The following is a 19120-nucleotide window of genomic DNA, read 5'->3' as shown; positions in this document are numbered from 1 at the left end:
TCAGCCGGGCATGTGTGTCCGGCTTTTTTACTTGCAATAAAAGATTGACAGTTTGATTCCTCCTTAACTATAATAAAGTTGTTCGTACAAATAGAAGAATAAAAGTTTTATTATTTATATTCGTACGTATATTTATTTAAAAATGCAAGCGCTTTATTTTGATGGGAAGGGGAAATGAATGTGCTTCAGAACAAAGAATATGAATTTTGGTTTGTAACGGGAAGCCAGCACTTATACGGAGAGGAAACGCTGCAGCTTGTCGATAAACACGCAAAGGGAATATGTGACGGTCTCAGCGGGGTGTCATCAAGATACAAGATCAGGCATAAACCGGTTGTCACGTCATCTGAAACGATCAGAGAGGTTTTGCGGGAAGCGCAGTATCAAGAAAACTGTGCCGGGGTCGTGACATGGATGCATACATTTTCCCCTGCGAAAATGTGGATTGAAGGTCTTTCCGCTTTTCAAAAGCCGATGCTTCATCTGCATACCCAGTATCATCGCGACATCCCGTGGGAAACGATTGATATGGACTTTATGAACAGCAACCAATCCGCTCACGGAGACCGGGAGTACGGATATATCCAGTCAAGAATGGGGCAGACGAGAAAAGTCATCGCAGGCTATTGGGATGATGAGGAAGTCAAACATGACATTTCGCAATGGATGAACACGGCTGCCGCTTGGAATGAAAGCAGGAATATTAAAGTAGCCCGGTTCGGCGACAATATGCGGAATGTGGCGGTTACTGACGGAGACAAAGTCGGCGCCCACATTCAATTCGGCTGGCAGGTTGACGGGTACGGAATCGGCGATCTTACCGAGGTGATGAACAATGTCACCGACGCAGAAATTGAGGCGCTTTATGAGGAATACGACAAATTGTATGTCATCAGCGACGAAACGAAGCGGGATGAAGCAAAAGTTGCTTCCATTAAAGAACAGGCGAAAATTGAACTCGGATTAACGGCCTTTCTCGAACGGGGCGGATATACAGCGTTTTCGACCTCCTTTGAAGTTTTGCACGGAATGAAGCAGCTTCCGGGTCTTGCCGTTCAGCGTCTCATGGAAAAAGGGTACGGATTTGCCGGCGAAGGCGATTGGAAAACGGCTGCCCTTGTGCGAATGATGAAAATAATGGCGGACGGAGAACAAACCTCCTTCATGGAAGATTATACGTACCATTTTGAACCGGGTCGTGCGATGATTCTCGGATCACATATGCTTGAAGTATGTCCGACGATCGCCCTTGATCAGCCGAAAATCGAAGTCCACCCTCTCTCAATCGGAGGGAAGGAAGATCCGGCCCGGCTGGTTTTTAACGGAATCGGCGGTTCAGCCATCATCGCCAGCATCATTGATATCGGCGGGCGGTTCCGTCTCATTCTGAATGAAGCGGAAGGCAGGGAAATTGATCATGATATGCCGAATCTCCCTGTGGCGCGGGTGCTGTGGAAGCCGGAGCCATCGCTGAAAACAGCTGCGGAAGCGTGGATTTTGGCGGGAGGCGCCCACCATACCTGTATGTCCTTCCGGCTTACGGCTGAACAGATGCTCGACTGGGCTGAGATGGCAGGCATTGAAAGCATCTTTATTTCCCGCAATACCGAAATACATGAGCTGAAAAAAGAGCTGAAATGGAATGACGTATTATACCGGCTGGGAGGGAATTGATATGGCGTATACGATTGGTGTTGATTTCGGCACATTGTCCGGCCGGGCGGTGCTTGTCAATGTCCGCACGGGCGAAGAAATCGCGTCTGCGGTAAAAGAATACACTCATGCCGTCATCGACCGCACGCTGCCGAAGACGGGTGAAAAACTCCCTCGGGACTGGGCGCTTCAGCATCCTGCCGATTATATCGAAGTTCTGGAAACGGCGATTCCGAACCTGCTTGAGCAGGCGGGCGCTGATCCAAAAGACGTGATCGGCATAGGAATTGATTTTACCGCCTGCACGATTTTACCGATAGACGGCGCGGGGCAGCCGCTTTGTATGCTGCCGGAATTTGAACGGGAGCCCCACAGTTATGTGAAGCTGTGGAAGCATCATGCGGCTCAAAAACATGCAGACCGTTTGAACACGATTGCCGAAGACACAAAAGAAACATTCCTTAAAAGATACGGCGGTAAAATTTCTTCTGAATGGATGATCCCGAAAATCATGCAAATCGCGGAAGAAGCGCCGCATATATACAAGGCGGCAGATCGGATTGTGGAAGCGGCAGACTGGATCGTCTATCAATTGTGCGGTTCATTGAAGCGAAGCAACTGCACGGCCGGCTACAAAGCAATCTGGAATGAGGAGACGGGGTATCCGCCGGATCATTTTTTCGAAAAGCTCAACCCGTTAATGAAAGCGATTACAAAGGATAAATTAAGCGGTGCGATTTATTCAGTCGGGGAAAAAGCAGGAGGTTTGACCGAAAAAATGGCGGAGCTGACCGGGCTTCTGCCGGGGACGGCCGTTGCCGTCGCCAATGTCGACGCTCATGTGTCAGTGCCCGCGGTCGGTATTACAGAGCCGGGGAAAATGCTGATGATCATGGGAACGTCTACCTGCCATGTGCTGCTCGGCGAGGAAGAACATATCGTCCCCGGTATGTGCGGGGTCGTCAATAACGGCATTTTGCCCGGATATGCGGGATATGAAGCGGGGCAGTCCTGTGTCGGCGACCACTTTGAATGGTTCGTCAAAACGTGCGTTCCGAGAGACTATGAGAAGGAAGCTGAGGATAAACACATAGACATTCACGAGCTGCTCAGCAAAAAAGCAGCAGAACTTGTTCCCGGGGAAAGCGGCATTCTCGCGCTTGACTGGTGGAACGGAAACCGGTCAACCTTGGTGGACGCCGATTTGACGGGCATGATGCTCGGCATGACGCTGCACACGAAGCCCGAAGAAATCTACAGGGCATTGATTGAAGCGACGGCGTTCGGAACAAGGATGATTATCGAAACGTTCCGGGAAAACGGCGTTCCGGTCGAAGAGCTTTACGCAGCCGGAGGAATCGCCGAAAAAAATCCGTTTATCATGCAGATTTACGCAGACGTCACAAATATGGACATTCAATTATCCGGATCTCCGCAGGCACCTGCACTGGGCTCCGCGATTTTCGGAGCGCTCGCCGCGGGACGGGAAAACGGAGGATTCTCCAATATTGCTGAAGCATGCGCGCATATGGGGAAATTAAAAGACGGCTTTTATGCCCCGAACCGGGAAAGAGCTGAGATTTATGACAGCTTATATGCGGAATATAAAGAGCTCGTACACTACTTCGGCAAAGAAAACAATGTCATGAAACGCCTGAAAGCCATTAAAAACCGTGATTTTGCGAAAGGGGGGAGCCGCCATGCTTGAAGCTTTAAAAGAAGAAGTGCTCGCCGCCAATCTGAAGCTTGAGGAACATAACCTTGTCACGTTTACATGGGGGAATGTCAGCGGCATTGACAGAGAGAGCGGGAGAATCGTCATTAAACCGAGCGGTGTCGATTACAGTGAGCTGACCGCTGACAAACTGGTCGTCCTGAATGAGGACGGAGACATTTTGGAAGGCTCGCTGAAACCGTCTTCTGACACGCCGACCCATCTTTATCTGTATAAAGCGTTTCCGGCTATCGGCGGAATCGTTCATACTCACTCCTGCTGGGCGACGAGCTGGGCGCAGTCCGGAAGAGACATACCCGCTCTCGGAACGACTCACGCGGATTACTTTGAAAGCGCTATACCCTGCACGAGGGAAATGTATGAAGAAGAAATTGTGAAAGATTACGAGTATCATACAGGCAAAGTTATAGCCGAAACCTTTCAAAACGAACCGTATGAACAAAATCCGGGTGTCCTCGTCCACAGCCACGGCCCGTTCTGCTGGGGGACGGACGCGCTGAATGCCCTGCATAACGCCGTTGTGCTCGAAACGGTAGCGGAAATGGCCTACCATTCGCTTATGCTGAACAAACAGCTCAGTCCGATCGACAGAGTGCTGCATGATAAGCATTTTTACAGAAAACACGGGGCGAATGCTTATTATGGCCAAACTTGACGCAGCCGGGTTTCTGATTGATTTAGACGGAACCGTATTCAGGGGGCGGGAGCTGATTGACGGCGCAAAAGAAGCCGTTCATACCCTTCAGTCACTGGGCAAAGCCGTTGTCTTTTTAAGCAACCGCGGCAATCTATCAAGAGCAATGTGCCGAAAGAAACTGCTGGGTGCCGGTATCCGCACGGATGAACGGAGCATCGTGCTGTCCTCCAGTGTGACGGCATCATTTTTAAAGAAGCATTATCCTTTGTCAAAGGTCTGGGTGTTAGGAGAGAAAGGGCTGACTGATGAACTCGCTTTAGCGGGTGTCGTCCTGGCGCAAAACCCGCAGGCGGCAGACTGGCTTGTCACCTCCCTGCATGAAACCGTCACCTATAAGGATCTGAATCTCGCTTTTAAGGCGGCTTCCTCCGGCGCGCGCATCATCGCCACGAACAAAGACCGCTCCTTTCCGAATGAAGGCGGTCATGCCATGGATGTCGCGGGAATGATCGGGGCCATTGAAGCATCCGCCGGAGCAAAAACGGAGCTTGTCATCGGCAAACCGTCTTGGCTGATGGCTGAGGCGGCATGTGAAGCGCTCGGACTTCCCCCTGAGGAATGCGCCATAATCGGAGACAGCCTCGAATCTGATATCGCAATGGGCAGGCTGTACGGAATGAAAAGCATATTGGTTCTGACGGGGTCGGCCAAACTTGGGGAGCCCCGTCTATATGAACCTGACATCGTCCTTGATTCTATTAAAGACCTGACAGAATTAGCGAAGGAGGGAATCCTTTTATGAAACGTTCTCTTGAGGACATTCAATCCGAGTTTGACAAGGAAGGGGCCAGCCGCTCACCGATTCAAATAGAAGATATCGTGATCGGGGCGAATGCAAAAGAAGAGCTTCTCAGATTTCTGCAAAAAAAATGCTGGAATCATCCGGTCATCGTCTGTGACCGGAACACGTACGAGGCGGCGGGACGTCTGCTTGCGGACGAATTAAGGGCAGGCGGAATCAAAGCGTCAAAAGTCATCATTCCGGAGCATGAAGCCGGGGCCGCCGCGGCTGATGAGAGGACATTGGTCTATACGCTGATCAATCTCGCGGAAGAGACGGATGTTATCATTGCGGCCGGTTCAGGAACGATTCACGACATTACGCGGTTTGCCGCTTATCAGCGCGGATTGCCGTTTATCTCATTCCCCACCGCTCCGTCAGTCGACGGTTTTACATCGGCGGGAGCGCCGCTCATATTAAACGGAATCAAAACGACGATTCAAACGAAAGCGCCCATCGCCTTATTTGCCGATACGAATGTATTAAAAGAAGCGCCCCGTTCAATGACAGCCGCGGGCTTCGGAGACATGCTCGGGAAAATAACATCGCTGGCTGATTGGGAGATTTCCCGCAGGCTTGCGGGTGAGCCGTACTCAGAAGCCGGGGCGAAGCTTGTGAAAGACGCGCTTTGGCAGTGCATTGATCACCGCGCTGACATTGCCATGGGAACGGAGGCCGGCATTCAGATACTGATGGAAGCGCTGATCGTTTCGGGTCTTGTCATGCTTGCTCTTGACCACTCCCGCCCCGCCTCAGGAGGAGAGCATCACATCTCGCATTGGATTGAGATGGAAATGCTGAAGGCAAAACAGCCTCCGATTCTCCACGGTGCGAAGGTCGGCTGTGCGTGCGCGGTGCTGAGTGATATTTACAAAGAACTGGCTTGTCACGAAAAGCTTGCTGAACTGCCGCCGCACTTTCGCGAGGCGATTCAGTCCGCATATGAAGGGCTTCCCGACGGCAAAACAATTGCCGGGTGGCTCTCATCTGCGGGAGGTCCCGCCTGTTTCGATGAGATCGGTGTAAAAAAGGACCTTGTCAGCGATGCGCTTAAGCATGCGCACACACTGCGAGACCGTTATACCGGTTTAACCATCATAAATGAAAATGCAGCGCTCTTTGCACATCATTTGCATCAATAGCCGCACGGCCTAAAGTGGAAGGGGTAATGACATGAAAAAAACGACCGCTGTATGTTTGGTGCTGATGATGCTCTTCTTGTTTACCGCCGGCTGTTCACAAGAACGGACTGCCGGCCGGCCGGGAGAAACGGAGCTGACGTTTTGGACGTTTAACGGTCTGCACGAACAGTTTTATCAGGAAATGGTCAAAGAATGGAATCAGAAGTATCCGGATCGCAAAATCAAGCTGAATACCGTTGTTTATCCTTATGGACAAATGCATGATAATTTATCGGTTTCGCTGATCGCGGGTGAGGGGCTTCCCGATATAGCCGACGTGGAATTAAGCCGGTTCTCGAACTTTCTGAAGGGGAAGGATATCCCGCTTGCCGATCTGACGCCGCTGATTGAAAAAGACCGCGATAAGTTTGTGGAAGCGCGTCTGGCCTTATACAGCAAAAACGGAAAATTGTACGGCCTTGATACACATGTGGGGACGACCGTCATGTTTTACAACATGGATATCATGAAAAAAGCGGGCGTTGATCCCGCCTCCATTAAGACATGGGAAGATTACCGGCGGGCAGGAAAAAAAGTGCGTGAAGCCGCTGGGAAACCGATGGGAACGGTTGAAACAAACGACTCCGCCACATTCCTATCCATGATTTCGCAGCAAGGGTCAGGCTACTACAGCAAAAACGGAAAATTGATTCTGAACAGCAAGACGAATACAGATACACTGAATGATGTAAAGGACATGGTAAATGATAAAACCCTTCTGCCGGCTCCCGGCGGCGGCCATCACAGCGAAGAATATTACGGTTTTATGAATCAGGGCGGGGCAGCCTCAGTGCTGATGCCCATTTGGTACATGGGACGGTTTATCGATTATATGCCTGATTTAAAAGGGAAAATGGCGATTTACCCTATGCCGGCCTGGAAAGAAGGCGGTGACAGATCAGCGGGTTTAGGCGGAACAGCCACCGTCGTGCCGAAGCAGGCTGAACATCTGGAGCTCGCGAAAGAATTTCTCGGATTTGCGAAAGGTTCAAAGGAAGGGAACATAAAGCTGTGGACGGTGCTCGGCTTTGACCCGCTCCGCTGGGACGTGTGGGATTCAAAAGAATTGAAGGAGAAAAACAAGTACACGGATTTCTTCCGGAACGGTACGTCAATTTTTTCCTCGCTCCTTGAAATAAAAGATGAGATCAATCCGATTTATCTGCATGAAGACTTCTCTAAAGCGGCTGATCTCGTTGTCAGACAGGTGCTGTTCGATGCGCTGAAGACGCAGGAAAAAACACCTGAGGAAGCCTTGGACGAGGCGGCAGAGCAATTAGAAAAATAGGAGAAGCCGCCCTATTTAACAGTGAAAGCGGGGGAGCTTTTATGAGACCTGTAAAGACAGAGACAGCGCAAACCGTTTCTGCAGTCCGGAAGAAGCCGCGCCGGCGCAATGTGCTGTATTCAAAAAAAGCGGCGCCTTATCTTTTTACGGCGCCATTTATCATTTCGTTTCTCGTTTTCTTTTTGTATCCGATCATCAGCGTGTTTATCATGAGCTTTCAGCGGATACTGCCGGGAGAAATTACATTTGTCGGGTTTTCCAATTATACCGCTCTTCTTAATCCAACCTTTTATACGGCATTATTTAACACATTGGAATATACTTTCTGGACGCTGATCGTGCTGATTCCGGTGCCGCTTCTTTTAGCGGTGATTCTGAATTCGAAGCTCGTCAGGTTCAGAAATGTGTTTAAATCGGCTCTGTTTGTACCGGCTTTAACATCGACGATCGTAGCGGGGATTATTTTCCGGCTGATGTTCGGAGAAATGAATACGTCGCTTGCAAACGAGCTGATGATGAAGCTTGGCGCATCACCCCAAAACTGGCTCAACAACAAAGGTACCGGCATGTTTTTAATGGTGCTGCTTGCGTCATGGAGGTGGATGGGGATTAACATTCTTTACTTTCTGGCGGGTTTGCAAAATGTGCCGAAAGAATTGTATGAGGCGGCTGAAATTGACGGGGCGAGTACGTGGAAAAAGTTCCGGCATATCACCCTTCCATTTTTAAAGCCGGTGTCCGTTTATGTGTTAACGATCAGTATGATCGGCGGTTTCAGAATGTTTGAGGAAAGCTATGTGCTTTGGCAGAATAATTCCCCGGGCAATATCGGCCTCACGCTTGTCGGTTATTTATATCAGCAGGGGCTTGCATACAACGAAATGGGGTACGGGGCAGCAATCGGAATTGTCCTTTTGCTTGTCATCTTACTAGTCAGCCTTGTTTCACTGAAACTGTCCGGTTCGTTTAAAGGGGAGGGATAAGCGTTGCGTAACAATCACATGTTTTCCGTGTACAGAGTCGCGTTTACCTTGTTTTTTATCATGCTGAGCCTGTTGTATATCTTTCCGATGATCTGTCTATTGCTCGGTTCATTAAAGCCGTCATCTGAGCTGATGCGCATCGGGCTGAATCTGCGTCTTGATCCGGATGTGATGAGCCTTGATAACTACACCTATTTGTTCAACGGGGGGAGCATTTATTTTAAATGGTTTTTTAACAGCCTGCTGCTCGGCGTCCTCACCACGGTTCTCACGCTGTTTTTTTCCTCTTTGATCGGCTACGGACTCGGTGTCTACGAGTTTAAAGGCAGAAATATTATTTTTGTTCTTGTGCTGATCATTATGATGGTGCCTCTTGAAGTGATGATGCTTCCGTTGTTCAAATTGACGGTGGGTCTTCATTTGATCGATTCTTATACGGGGGTGATTCTGCCGTTTATTGTGTCGCCTGTCGCCGTGTTCTTTTTCCGGCAATATGCGCTCGGACTTCCGAAAGATCTGCTTGATTCAGCGAGAATGGACGGCTGCACCGAATTCGGCATTTTCTTCAGAATTATGGCGCCGCTCATGAAACCGGCATTCGGAGCAATGATCATTCTTCAATCTTTAAACAGCTGGAATAACTTTTTATGGCCGCTGATCGTGCTTCGGTCGAAAGAAATGTTTACGCTTCCAATCGGACTTTCAGGGCTGCTGAGTCCGTACGGCAACAACTATGACATGCTGATTTCCGGGTCCGTTTTTGCGATACTGCCGGTGATCATCATATTCTTGTTTTTTCAAAAATACTTCATTTCCGGCCTCACAGTAGGCGGAGTGAAGGGATAGAGAGAGGGAGGAAATGTAATGAAAAAAGCGGGGATTACAGCAGATAAAGAATATATCATCGGTGAAGTGGACAAACGGATGTACGGATCTTTTATAGAACATATGGGCCGGGCGGTGTATGAAGGCATTTATGAGCCCGGACACCCGAAAGCCGACAAGGACGGTTTCAGAACAGACGTGCAGGAGTTAATCAAGGAATTGCAAGTGCCGTTCATCCGCTATCCGGGAGGGAATTTTCTCTCAGGCTACAATTGGGAGGACGGCGTCGGGCCGGTGAAGAACCGCCCGCGGAGGCTTGATTTGGCATGGCAGACGACAGAAACGAACGAAGTGGGGACGAATGAATTTTTAACGTGGGCGAAAAAAGTGAACGCCGAAGTGAATATGGCGGTCAATCTCGGGACGAGAGGAATCGATGCCGCCCGGAACCTCGTCGAATACTGCAACCATCCTGAAGGGTCATACTGGAGCGACTTACGAAAATCGCACGGATATGAAAAACCTTACGGCATCAAAACATGGTGCTTAGGAAATGAGATGGACGGCCCTTGGCAGATCGGTCATAAAACGGCGCATGAATACGGACGGCTTGCCGCTGAAACAGCAAAGGTGATGAAATGGACGGACCCGACGATCGAATTGGTGGCTTGCGGAAGCTCAAACAGCGGCATGCCGTCCTTCATCGAGTGGGAGGCCGAGGTGCTTGAGCATACGTACGAGCATGTGGATTACATTTCACTGCATACGTATTACGGCAACCATGAAAATGATCTTGAGAACTATTTGGCGAAGTCTATGGATTTAGACCATTTTATTAAATCCGTCACAGCCGTATGTGATTATATGAAAGCGAAAAAACGCAGCAAAAAAACGATTCACCTTTCTTTAGATGAATGGAATGTGTGGTATCACTCAAATGAAGCGGATAAAAAAGTGGAGCCATGGATTACGGCCCGGCCGATTCTCGAAGACATCTACAATTTTGAAGATGCGCTGTTGATCGGTTCACTGCTGATTACGATGCTGCAGCATGCGGACAGACTGAAGATCGCCTGTCTCGCCCAGCTTGTCAACGTGATTGCGCCTATCATGACTGAAAAGGGCGGAGAAGCATGGAGGCAGCCGATCTTTTACCCTTACATGCACGCCTCAGTCTACGGGAGAGGGACTTCGATGAAGCTGCTGATCACCTCCCCGAAATACGACTCGGCGGACTTTACGGATGTGCCGTATGTTGATGCCGCGGCCGTTTACCATGAAGAGGATGAAGCACTGACCATTTTTGCCGTCAACAAAAGCAAGGAACCGATGGAAACGGAGATCAAACTGAGGGGGTTTGAAGATTACCGCATCATTGAGCATATCGTGCTGGAGCATCAGGATATGAAAGCAACCAATCAAAAAAACAGAAAAGAAGTCATTCCTCACTCCAACGGAACGTCTTCGGCAAACGCTGAAGGGATAACGGCACATTTTACTCCGCTGTCCTGGAATGTCATCCGTTTATCAGGAAAATAATGTTCCGAAAAGCCGGGCTGCCGCTGCCGGCTTTTTTTTACGCAAAAATCATCTCCTGTTATCTGATAATTATGATAATATTTAGAAAAAGAGAAAAGGGGCTGGGATTAAATGAATGCGATTACAATCGTCATAGCGTCTATATGTATTTTGGCGATCGCCTATCGGCTTTACGGTACCTTTATGATGGTCAAAGTATTAAAAATCAATGATCAGACACCGACTCCGGCCCATGTGCTTGAGGATGGGAAAGATTATGTGCCCACGAATAAGTGGGTGTCATTCGGCCACCACTTCGCGGCAATCGCCGCTGCCGGCCCGCTTGTCGGACCGATTCTGGCAGCTCAGTTTGGCTATCTGCCCGGGCTTTTATGGCTGTTAATCGGAGCGGTGATCGGGGGAGCCGTGCACGATATTGTCGTATTGTTTGCATCAATGCGGAAAAACGGGAAAACGCTTTCTGAAGTCGCCAAAGAAGAGCTCGGCCCGGTGGCGGGCTTTTGCACCGGTCTTTCCATGCTGTTTATCATTACGATCACGATGGCGGGTCTGTCCATGGTTGTGCTGCACGCGCTTGAGAAAAACCCGTGGGGAACGTTTGCGGTGGGGATTACGATTCCGATCGCGATGGGGGTCGGCCTCTACTATAAAAAAACGGGCAATCTCAAACTCGCATCAACTGTCGGGTTTCTTTTGTTAATGGCCGGTGTTGTAATCGGGCCGCGGCTGCAGACAACGGCTCTCGGGGACATGCTGACACTTGATGCGAAAACGCTTGCAGTGGCGCTTCCCGTCTATGCGTTTTTCGCCGCGGCGCTTCCGGTTTGGCTTTTGCTGGCTCCGCGTGACTATTTAAGCAGTTTTATGAAAATCGGGGTTTTTGCCGCTTTGATCGCAGGCGTCTTTTTCGTCAATCCCGCCATTAAATTCCCGGCCGTAACGGAGTTTATTCACGGCGGAGGGCCGGTGATCGCGGGTCCTGTCTGGCCGTTTATTTCAATAACGATTGCCTGCGGCGCCATTTCGGGCTTTCATGCATTTGTCGGTTCTGGCACAACGCCGAAAATGCTGGATAAATGGAGTGATATAAAACCGGTTGCTTTCGGAGCGATGCTTGTGGAATGTCTCGTCGGAATTATGGCGCTCATTGCAGCTGCCGCTCTTGAGCCCGCCGACTATTTTGCCATTAACAGCACGCCTGAAATATTCCGCGCCCTCGGGATGAATGTCGTCCATCTGCCTGAATTGAGTAAAGAAATCGGGCTCAGTCTGGAAGGAAGAACGGGCGGAGCCGTTACGCTTGCCGTCGGAATGACGTATATCTTTACGGAGATTCCGTTTTTCAGTCATTTGGCTTCGTACTTTTTTCAATTCGTCATTATGTTTGAAGCGGTGTTTATTTTAACGGCGATTGATGCGGGAACCCGTGTCGCCCGGTACTTGATTCAAGAGTTTTTCGGAGAAGTCTATAAGCCGCTGAAAAAAACAGACTGGCTGCCGGGCTCGATTTTCTCAAGCGCGCTCGCCTGCCTGCTGTGGGGCTATCTTCTGTATTCGGGCGACATCAGTTCCATTTGGGCGCTGTTCGGCGTATCCAATCAGCTTATGGCATCTGTCGGCTTAATCATCGGTGCGACCGTCGTATTAAAAATAGCGGATAAGCGGCGCTATATGCTGACATGCCTGATTCCTCTCGCTTATTTGTACGTGACCGTCAACTATGCGGGTTATTGGATGGTGCGGTATGTGTATTTGAACCCCGAAGCGGCGGGATACAGCGTGCTGAATGGCGTTTTATCCATTATCATGCTGATTCTCGGGCTTGTGATTATCATTGCGGCTGTGAAAAAATGGGCGAATGTATGGCGTGATCCGAGTGCCAGACTGGAAGCTTCAATACTCGGATAAATCCGCGGCCGATCCGAACATTGCAGCATCATAAAAGCAGAGAGCCGATCGGTCTCTCTGCTTTCGGCTTATGACAAATCCGCCGCTTCCAAAAGGTAATCCGCCAAATGAACCGCGCGGACACGGCCTGTTAATCCTTCGCGTAAAATGCCGAGCTGCATTTGCAGAAGGCATCCGGGATTGGCTGTTACGATGACGGCCGCCTCCGTTTTTCCGGCGGCTTTCATCTTGCTGTCTAATATTTTCATAGACATCTCTGACTCTGTTATATTATAAATTCCCGCCGACCCGCAGCAGCTGTCGGCCTTTTCCATTTCTCTGTACTCAGCCCCTTTAATGCTTTTCAAAAGCGTGCGCGGTTCCTCTGACGTATGCATCACATTGCGGAGATGGCAGGAGTCCTGATATGTGACGATATGAGGAGACTGCGCCCGCAGGTTTTTTTGATGGAACTTCAGATCAACCAGTACGGATGAAAAGTCTTTGAGCTTCCGGACGAATTGTTCGGCACGTTCCGCCCATCCAGGTTCATCTTTCAGTAAATGCGGATATTCCTGAAGAAAGGCGCCGCATCCGCCGGCGTTTGTAATGATATAATCAGCGTCAAGTGCCTCAAAAGCGGCGATATTCCGCTTGGCCAGTTCTTTTCCCATCTCTTTTTCTCCGCTGTGCCCGTGAAGCGCGCCGCAGCACGCCTGGCCGTCCGGAACCGCGATTTCACACCCGGCCGCCTGTAAAAGCGCCGTTGTCGCATGATTTGTTGCTAAAAACATCGTATCCATTAAGCAGCCCGAGAAAAAAGCGGCCCGTTTTTGGACGGGACCCGCGGCAGGAAGAAAACGCGGCCTTTCCTTCATGTCTTTCCGTTTCGGGGCGGGCGGGAGCACTTGTTCCATTGTGCGCAGATGTTCAGGCAAAACGCGCAGCATACCGGTTTTTCTGATGGCGGTCTGCAGTCCCGATCTTTGGTATATTCCGAGAAGATTCACGGCTGCCTGCATGCGGTTTTGATGAGGGAAAAGCCCGGTGAAGGCGGCTTTCCGCAAGAGGCGCACGCCCGGCTTATGTTTTTTATTTTGATGAATGATATCCCTCGCTTCTTCAAGCAGCTGTCCGTAATTGACCCCTGCCGGACAAACGGGCTCGCATGCCCGGCATCCGAGACACAGCGAAAGTGAGCGCTCGACATCTTCATCCGGTTCGATCAGTCCGTCTGTGACGGCTTTCATCAGGGCGATCCGGCCGCGCGGCGAATGGGATTCTTGAAATCCTGATTCGATATAGGTCGGACAGGAAGGAAGGCAGAAGCCGCAGCGCATACAGTTCAGCAATTCACCTTCATCCATGCGGTTTTTGAATTCTGTTTGAATGTGTTGCTGCTCTTTAGCCGTTGTCATTTCATCATCACCACGCGTTTCCTTGATGAATTGGCGAATATTTTTCCCGGATTCAGCAGATTTTGGGGATCAAGCGCTTGTTTGATCGCTTTCATGGCGGTAATGCCTTCTGTTTTCAGCTTCATTTCTAAATACGGCGCTTTTACGATGCCGACCCCGTGTTCACCCGTTATCGTCCCGCCCAGCTCAATCGCTTTTTCAAAAATGGCGGCAAAAGCTTTTTCGACACGTTCCATCTCCTCTGTATTTCGGATATCGGTGGTGCACGTCGGATGGAGGTTGCCGTCTCCGGCATGGCCGAATGTGCAGATGGACAGGCCGTATGTTTCTGCAATCTCGTTAATGGCTTTGACCATGCCGGCAATTTGTGATCTCGGCACGGTCGCGTCTTCCAGAATCGTCGTCGGTTTCAGCCGGGCAAGGGCTGATAATGCGGACCGTCTGGCCTCTGTAAGCGCGAATGCCTCTTCCTCGGTTTCGGCCGTTTGGACGGATACGGCTGCTCCGTTTTTACAGATGGCTTCGATTTTTTCCATATCTCGTCTGACCGTTTCGATGTCACCGTCCTGTTCGATCAGCAGCACCGCTTTTGCATCGGTCGGAAGCCCGATCTTGGCGTAATCTTCAATGACCTGCAGTGTCGGCTGATCCAGAAATTCGAGTGTCGCCGGAATGATTTTTTCAGCGATGATGGCAGAAACAGATTCCGCAGCCGCTTCAATATGTTCATAGAGTGCAAGCAGCGTTTTTTTCGTTTCCGGCTTCGGAACCAGCTTTAAAGTCGCTTCCGTCACAACGCCGAGCGTACCTTCTGATCCGACGAAAAGCCGGGTCAGATCATAACCGGCGACATCCTTTGTCAGCTTTCCTCCTGTGCGGATGATATCGCCTGAAGCCAGCACCGCTTCAAGACCGAGGACATAATCCCGGGTGACGCCGTACTTCAAACCGCGCAGCCCGCCGGAATTTTCATTAATATTCCCGCCGATCGTCGATATTTTCATGCTGCTCGGATCAGGCGGATAAAATAACCCTTTCCTTTCAACCGCATGAATCATATCTTGCGTGATCACGCCCGGCTGGACGGTTGCCGTCAAATTTTCTTCATCGATTTCAAGAATGCGGTTCATATGTTTGAATAAAAGCACAAGCCCGCCTTCAGACGGACATGTGCCGCCGCATAAGTTTGTGCCTGAACCCCTCGGCACGATCGGAATGTCATGCCTGCTGCAAATCGTTAATATACGGGACACGTCATCCGCGCTGCGGGGAGCGATTACCGCATCCGGCATGGCTTGCAGCTGAGGAGCCGCATCGTAAGAATACACAAGACGGCCCGCCGCCGAATCATCATAATTCTCCTTCCCGACCGTCCGGATGAACGCTTCTTTTGCCTCTCGTGAAATCATGTTCTCCAACCTCCCTGATAAGAAAAGCGTTTTCATTTAATTGTAAAGAAAAACGATTCCGCACACTATGGAGAAAAATATGAAAAATGATGATATGATTACGTGCTTTTTGTATGTTGATCTAAAAAGCGGAGCGCCAAATAAAAAGCCGTTATGTCTTCGGGGCGGTCAAGCTTCATATTTGTCAGTGATTCCAGTTTGGAAAGACGGTAGCGCAATGTATTGATATGAATATGCATGTCGTCGGCGGTGCGCTTTAACGATAATTGCCGGTCGAAAAAGGCGCGCAGCGTATCCAGAAGTTCTTCCCGGCCGAGTACATGCTCGAGAACCCGCCGTGAAAATTCCGACCGCGTGCCGGGTGCGATATCGGCAATACACATATCCAGTTTTAAATCTTCTTCAAAGACGGCCTGCTTGTCACCGATTCCGGCTGAAAGTGCTTTATCCGCCTGTTCGTATGATTCCGCGAGGCGCTCTCCCGGAACGATCCGTCCGATGCCGGCGGTGACAGGCTGCCCAAAAACGGCGCCGATCTTTTTGATGAGCTGTGTTTTGGAAGCCGAATTTGCTTCATGATTAATGAGAATGCGTTCATTTCCCCAGCGGACAAACAGGTCTTCAGGGCATTCGTTCTGCCAGAGCCGCCCGAGCTCCTCCGCTTTATATTGCTCATAACGTCCTTGAATGAGTATGATCCGGCGGTATGCGTGAAGGTCTGCGCCGATGAGCTTTGCTTTTTCTAAAAAGCCCGGAGACCATTCTTTCAGCTGCAGCCAATCAACCATAAAGGATTCAAGCATTCTCGCACGCCACTGCGCTTCTTCCATATGGCGCGTTTCTTTAATAAACAGCTCCGTCATTTTCCTGAGCAATTCTCCGAAAGGCAGGATATCGTCAGGGTCTCCTGTCAGACCGAACACTCCGATCACCTCATGGCCTGAAAAAACGGGGAGGTTCAGTCCTGCTTTTACGCCCTGGAGGCGTTTTTCATCTTCTTTCGTAATGATGACATTCCGTTTTTCGCGGGCGCAGATCAGTGCGCCTTCATGAAACCATCCGGCGCGCGCCTCGTTGGTGCCTGCGATGATCATCCCTTTTGTATCGGCAATAATCACTTCGCGGCTGTACATATGTTTGACTTCGGCAATCAATTTCTTTGCCAGTTCCGGCTGTAACTGCATGGCGATCCCCCTCGCCATTATTATACAAAAAAAACCGGGTGTGCCATCACCCGGTTCATGCTTATTGCGCAGGTTTTAATCCGCCTTCAAGTGTTTTGAGCATTTCATTTTTTTCTGAGTCTGACGCATGCTGCCAAAGAACTTCGAATAAGACGCCGAGGCCCGGAAGCATTTTTTCTTCACCGCTTTGGATGGCGTCAACGATAGTATGCTCCAGCTGATCCTGGTTATTGCCGGTTACATTGGCAATAACGGCGTTGCGTAAATTAAGATCCATTACAACCGCTCCTTTTTCCTGAATGTGATACGCATATTCTTACCGCGCACGCGGTTTATTATGTGCTGTTCTTGAGATATAATAACAACATGCATGAAAAAAGGAGAGCACAGACATAAAGTGAAACGAATCGACTCTGCAAAAAACCAAAAAGTGAAGGACTGGAAAAAACTTCACACAAAAAAAGAGAGACTTAAAACGAATACATTTCTGATAGAAGGAGAGCATCTGGCAGAAGAAGCGCTCAAATCAAAGGGAACGGTAAAAGAAATTCTCGTAAACGATGAGAGCGCCATTCCGGCCGATCTGGATATGAGCATTCCGTGCTACGTGCTGAGCGAAGACGCGTTTTCAGCCGTGACGGAAACGGAAACGCCGCAGCGGATCGCCGCGGTCTGCCATATGCCGGATAAGCGGCCTGATCAGCTGAAGCGGCTGCTTCTGATTGATGCCGTACAGGACCCGGGGAATTTAGGAACAATGATCAGAACGGCAGATGCGGCGGGAATCGACGCCGTTGTCCTTGGTGAGGGAACGGCAGACCCGTACAACGGAAAAACGCTGCGTTCAGCGCAAGGATCTCATTTTCATATTCCCATTTTAAAACGTCCGCTTGATGAGTTTACCGCCGAGCTGAAATCACAAGGCGTCGCGATCTACGGCACGGCGCTTGAAAACGGTGCGGCTTATCAAAGCGTGAAGCCTGAAGAATCGTTCGCGTTAATCGTCGGGAACGAGGGGGCGGGAGTGGACGCCGGCCTTCTGCAAAAAACCGATCTCAATCTGTACGTTCCGCTGTACGGACAGGCGGAATCGCTGAATGTGGCGGTAGCGGCCGCCATCCTCGTTTATCATCTCAGAGGATAGGTTGCGAAAAATCTTGGATTTCACTATAATAGATAGCAATAATGTAAAAACCGTGACAGAGGACGTCAATTTTTGCACACGCTGCCTTCCAGGGAGAAAATGCCGCTGACTGAGAGCATTTTTATCGCAGCACAGAAATTGATTTTCACCTCTCGAGTTGTCACCGGGACCGTGCCAAACGCGCGTAAAGGTGAACCGGAACGATCGTTTCCGTTATGTCAATGAAGCTGTCGGCAGATGAAGTCTGCCTTAAAAAGGGTGGTACCGCGGCCACAACTCGTCCCTTCTCTCAAGGGGCGGGTTTTTTTGTTTTCTGAAAAAGGCATAGAACGGTTTGGTTTACATAAAAGGAGGATGCATGATGGAAGAGAAGCTTAAACAGCTCGAACTGGAAGCTGCAGAAAAAGTAGAAGCGGCGGGTTCATTAAAAGAAGTTAACGACATTCGGGTGCAATATCTCGGAAAAAAAGGGCCGATTACAGAAGTTCTCCGCGGCATGGGCAAACTGTCCGCCGAAGAGCGCCCGAAAATGGGAGCGCTCGCCAATGAAGTGAGAGAGCGCATTGCAGCAGCCATTACGGCGAAAAATGAACAGCTTGAACAAGAAGAGATGAATAAAAAACTCAGCAGCCAGACGATTGACGTCACGTTGCCGGGCAGTCAGGTAAACATCGGGGGACGCCATCCGCTGACGGTCGTTATTGAAGAAATTGAAGATTTATTTATCGGCATGGGATATACCGTCGAAGAAGGCCCTGAAGTGGAAACGGATTATTACAACTTTGAGGCGCTGAACCTGCCGAAGGAACATCCGGCCCGCGACATGCAGGACAGCTTTTACATTACAGAAGAAATGCTGATGAGAACGCAGACGTCACCGGTGCAGACGCGAACGATGGAAAAGCATAAAGGAAAAGGCCCCGTCAAAATCATTTGTCCCGGTAAAGTGTATCGCCGCGACAACGATGACGCGACACATTCCCATCAGTTCATGCAGATCGAGGGTCTCGTCGTGGACCGCAAAATCAGCATGAGCGACCTGAAAGGCACGCTTGAATTGGTCGCCAAAAAAATGTTCGGCCAAGACCGTGAAATCAGGCTCCGTCCGAGCTTTTTCCCGTTCACAGAGCCTTCTGTCGAGGTGGATGTGACCTGCTTTAAGTGCGGCGGACAAGGCTGCTCCGTCTGCAAAAAAACAGGCTGGATCGAAATTCTCGGCGCCGGCATGGTTCACCCGAACGTGCTGAAGATGGCCGGATTCAATCCTGAGGAATACCAGGGTTTTGCTTTCGGAATGGGTGTGGAACGTATCGCGATGCTGAAATACGGCATTGAAGATATCCGCCATTTCTATACCAATGATGTCAGATTCATTTCGCAGTTTAAACAGGCGTAA

16 protein-coding genes are annotated in these 19120 nt (G+C 50.0%); 12 read left to right on the top strand and 4 right to left on the bottom strand.

Going from position 1 to position 19120, the window contains the following annotated elements; genetic code table 11:
* Positions 1 to 180: 180 nt before the first annotated feature.
* From araA to cstA, 10 genes are all read left to right on the top strand, one after another.
* Positions 181 to 1674, top strand: a complete 1494-nt coding sequence (araA, locus tag HAP68_RS13345; RefSeq protein WP_022552845.1) for an L-arabinose isomerase — start codon at positions 181 to 183, stop codon at positions 1672 to 1674.
* A 1-nt stretch (position 1675) separates the two neighbouring features.
* A complete protein-coding gene (gene araB, locus HAP68_RS13340) occupies positions 1676 to 3361 on the top strand; it encodes a ribulokinase (RefSeq protein ID WP_024085675.1) in 1686 nt (561 codons plus the stop codon).
* Positions 3354 to 4043, top strand: coding sequence for an L-ribulose-5-phosphate 4-epimerase (gene araD, locus HAP68_RS13335; protein ID WP_024085674.1), 690 nt, complete (start codon positions 3354 to 3356; stop codon positions 4041 to 4043). Before araB ends, araD begins: the two co-directional genes overlap by 8 nt.
* Complete coding sequence (locus HAP68_RS13330; RefSeq protein WP_376700363.1) at positions 4021 to 4827, top strand: HAD-IIA family hydrolase; 807 nt, start codon at positions 4021 to 4023, stop codon at positions 4825 to 4827. The genes araD and HAP68_RS13330 overlap by 23 nt, the downstream gene beginning before the upstream one ends.
* Positions 4824 to 6008: a sn-glycerol-1-phosphate dehydrogenase gene (locus HAP68_RS13325; RefSeq protein ID WP_024085672.1), complete on the top strand. Its 1185-nt coding sequence runs from the start codon at positions 4824 to 4826 to the stop codon at positions 6006 to 6008. Before HAP68_RS13330 ends, HAP68_RS13325 begins: the two co-directional genes overlap by 4 nt.
* A 31-nt stretch (positions 6009 to 6039) precedes the next feature.
* On the top strand, positions 6040 to 7335 hold the full coding sequence (araN, locus tag HAP68_RS13320) for an arabinooligosaccharides ABC transporter substrate-binding protein AraN (protein ID WP_003152512.1): 1296 nt from the start codon (positions 6040 to 6042) through the stop codon (positions 7333 to 7335).
* A gap of 41 nt (positions 7336 to 7376) precedes the next feature.
* Positions 7377 to 8318, top strand: coding sequence for an arabinooligosaccharides ABC transporter permease AraP (araP, locus tag HAP68_RS13315; protein WP_003152513.1), 942 nt, complete (start codon positions 7377 to 7379; stop codon positions 8316 to 8318).
* Between the two features lie 18 nt (positions 8319 to 8336).
* Positions 8337 to 9164 carry an arabinooligosaccharides ABC transporter permease AraQ gene (gene araQ, locus HAP68_RS13310; protein ID WP_007612991.1) on the top strand — a complete coding sequence of 276 codons (828 nt, stop codon included), beginning with the start codon at positions 8337 to 8339 and terminating at the stop codon, positions 9162 to 9164.
* Between the two features lie 18 nt (positions 9165 to 9182).
* Entirely contained in the window at positions 9183 to 10682 is a 1500-nt protein-coding gene (gene arfA, locus HAP68_RS13305; protein ID WP_015387875.1) for an arabinosylfuranosidase ArfA, read from the top strand.
* A 111-nt stretch (positions 10683 to 10793) separates the two neighbouring features.
* The gene (gene cstA / locus HAP68_RS13300; protein WP_015387876.1) at positions 10794 to 12590 is read left to right on the top strand and encodes a carbon starvation protein CstA; all 1797 of its coding nucleotides are present in this window, start codon (positions 10794 to 10796) and stop codon (positions 12588 to 12590) included.
* Between the two features lie 68 nt (positions 12591 to 12658).
* Here the strand turns inward: cstA and HAP68_RS13295 are convergent, their stop codons facing one another.
* The 4 genes from HAP68_RS13295 to sspI form a co-directional block, all read right to left on the bottom strand.
* The gene (locus HAP68_RS13295; protein ID WP_003152521.1) at positions 12659 to 13987 is read right to left on the bottom strand and encodes a (Fe-S)-binding protein; all 1329 of its coding nucleotides are present in this window, start codon (positions 13985 to 13987) and stop codon (positions 12659 to 12661) included.
* Positions 13984 to 15396: a glycolate oxidase subunit GlcD gene (gene glcD / locus HAP68_RS13290; RefSeq protein WP_015387877.1), complete on the bottom strand. Its 1413-nt coding sequence runs from the start codon at positions 15394 to 15396 to the stop codon at positions 13984 to 13986. The genes HAP68_RS13295 and glcD overlap by 4 nt, the downstream gene beginning before the upstream one ends.
* A 98-nt stretch (positions 15397 to 15494) precedes the next feature.
* Positions 15495 to 16580, bottom strand: coding sequence for a CdaR family transcriptional regulator (locus HAP68_RS13285; RefSeq protein ID WP_014305544.1), 1086 nt, complete (start codon positions 16578 to 16580; stop codon positions 15495 to 15497).
* 61 nt (positions 16581 to 16641) lie between these two features.
* The gene (sspI, locus tag HAP68_RS13280; RefSeq protein WP_003152527.1) at positions 16642 to 16857 is read right to left on the bottom strand and encodes a small acid-soluble spore protein SspI; all 216 of its coding nucleotides are present in this window, start codon (positions 16855 to 16857) and stop codon (positions 16642 to 16644) included.
* 120 nt (positions 16858 to 16977) lie between these two features.
* On the opposite strand from sspI, the gene HAP68_RS13275 reads away from it, so the two are divergent.
* Together HAP68_RS13275 and pheS are read left to right on the top strand one after the other, a co-directional pair.
* Entirely contained in the window at positions 16978 to 17724 is a 747-nt protein-coding gene (locus HAP68_RS13275; RefSeq protein WP_003152529.1) for a TrmH family RNA methyltransferase, read from the top strand.
* 361 nt (positions 17725 to 18085) lie between these two features.
* Positions 18086 to 19120 carry a phenylalanine--tRNA ligase subunit alpha gene (gene pheS / locus HAP68_RS13270; protein WP_003152530.1) on the top strand — a complete coding sequence of 345 codons (1035 nt, stop codon included), beginning with the start codon at positions 18086 to 18088 and terminating at the stop codon, positions 19118 to 19120.

Source organism: Bacillus sp. Bvel1 (genome assembly GCF_014872755.1).
In the GTDB taxonomy this organism is placed as follows: Bacteria; Bacillota; Bacilli; order Bacillales; family Bacillaceae; genus Bacillus; species Bacillus velezensis.
Note: the sequence above shows the minus strand (reverse complement) of the source record. Positions and strands in the feature narration are given on the sequence as shown.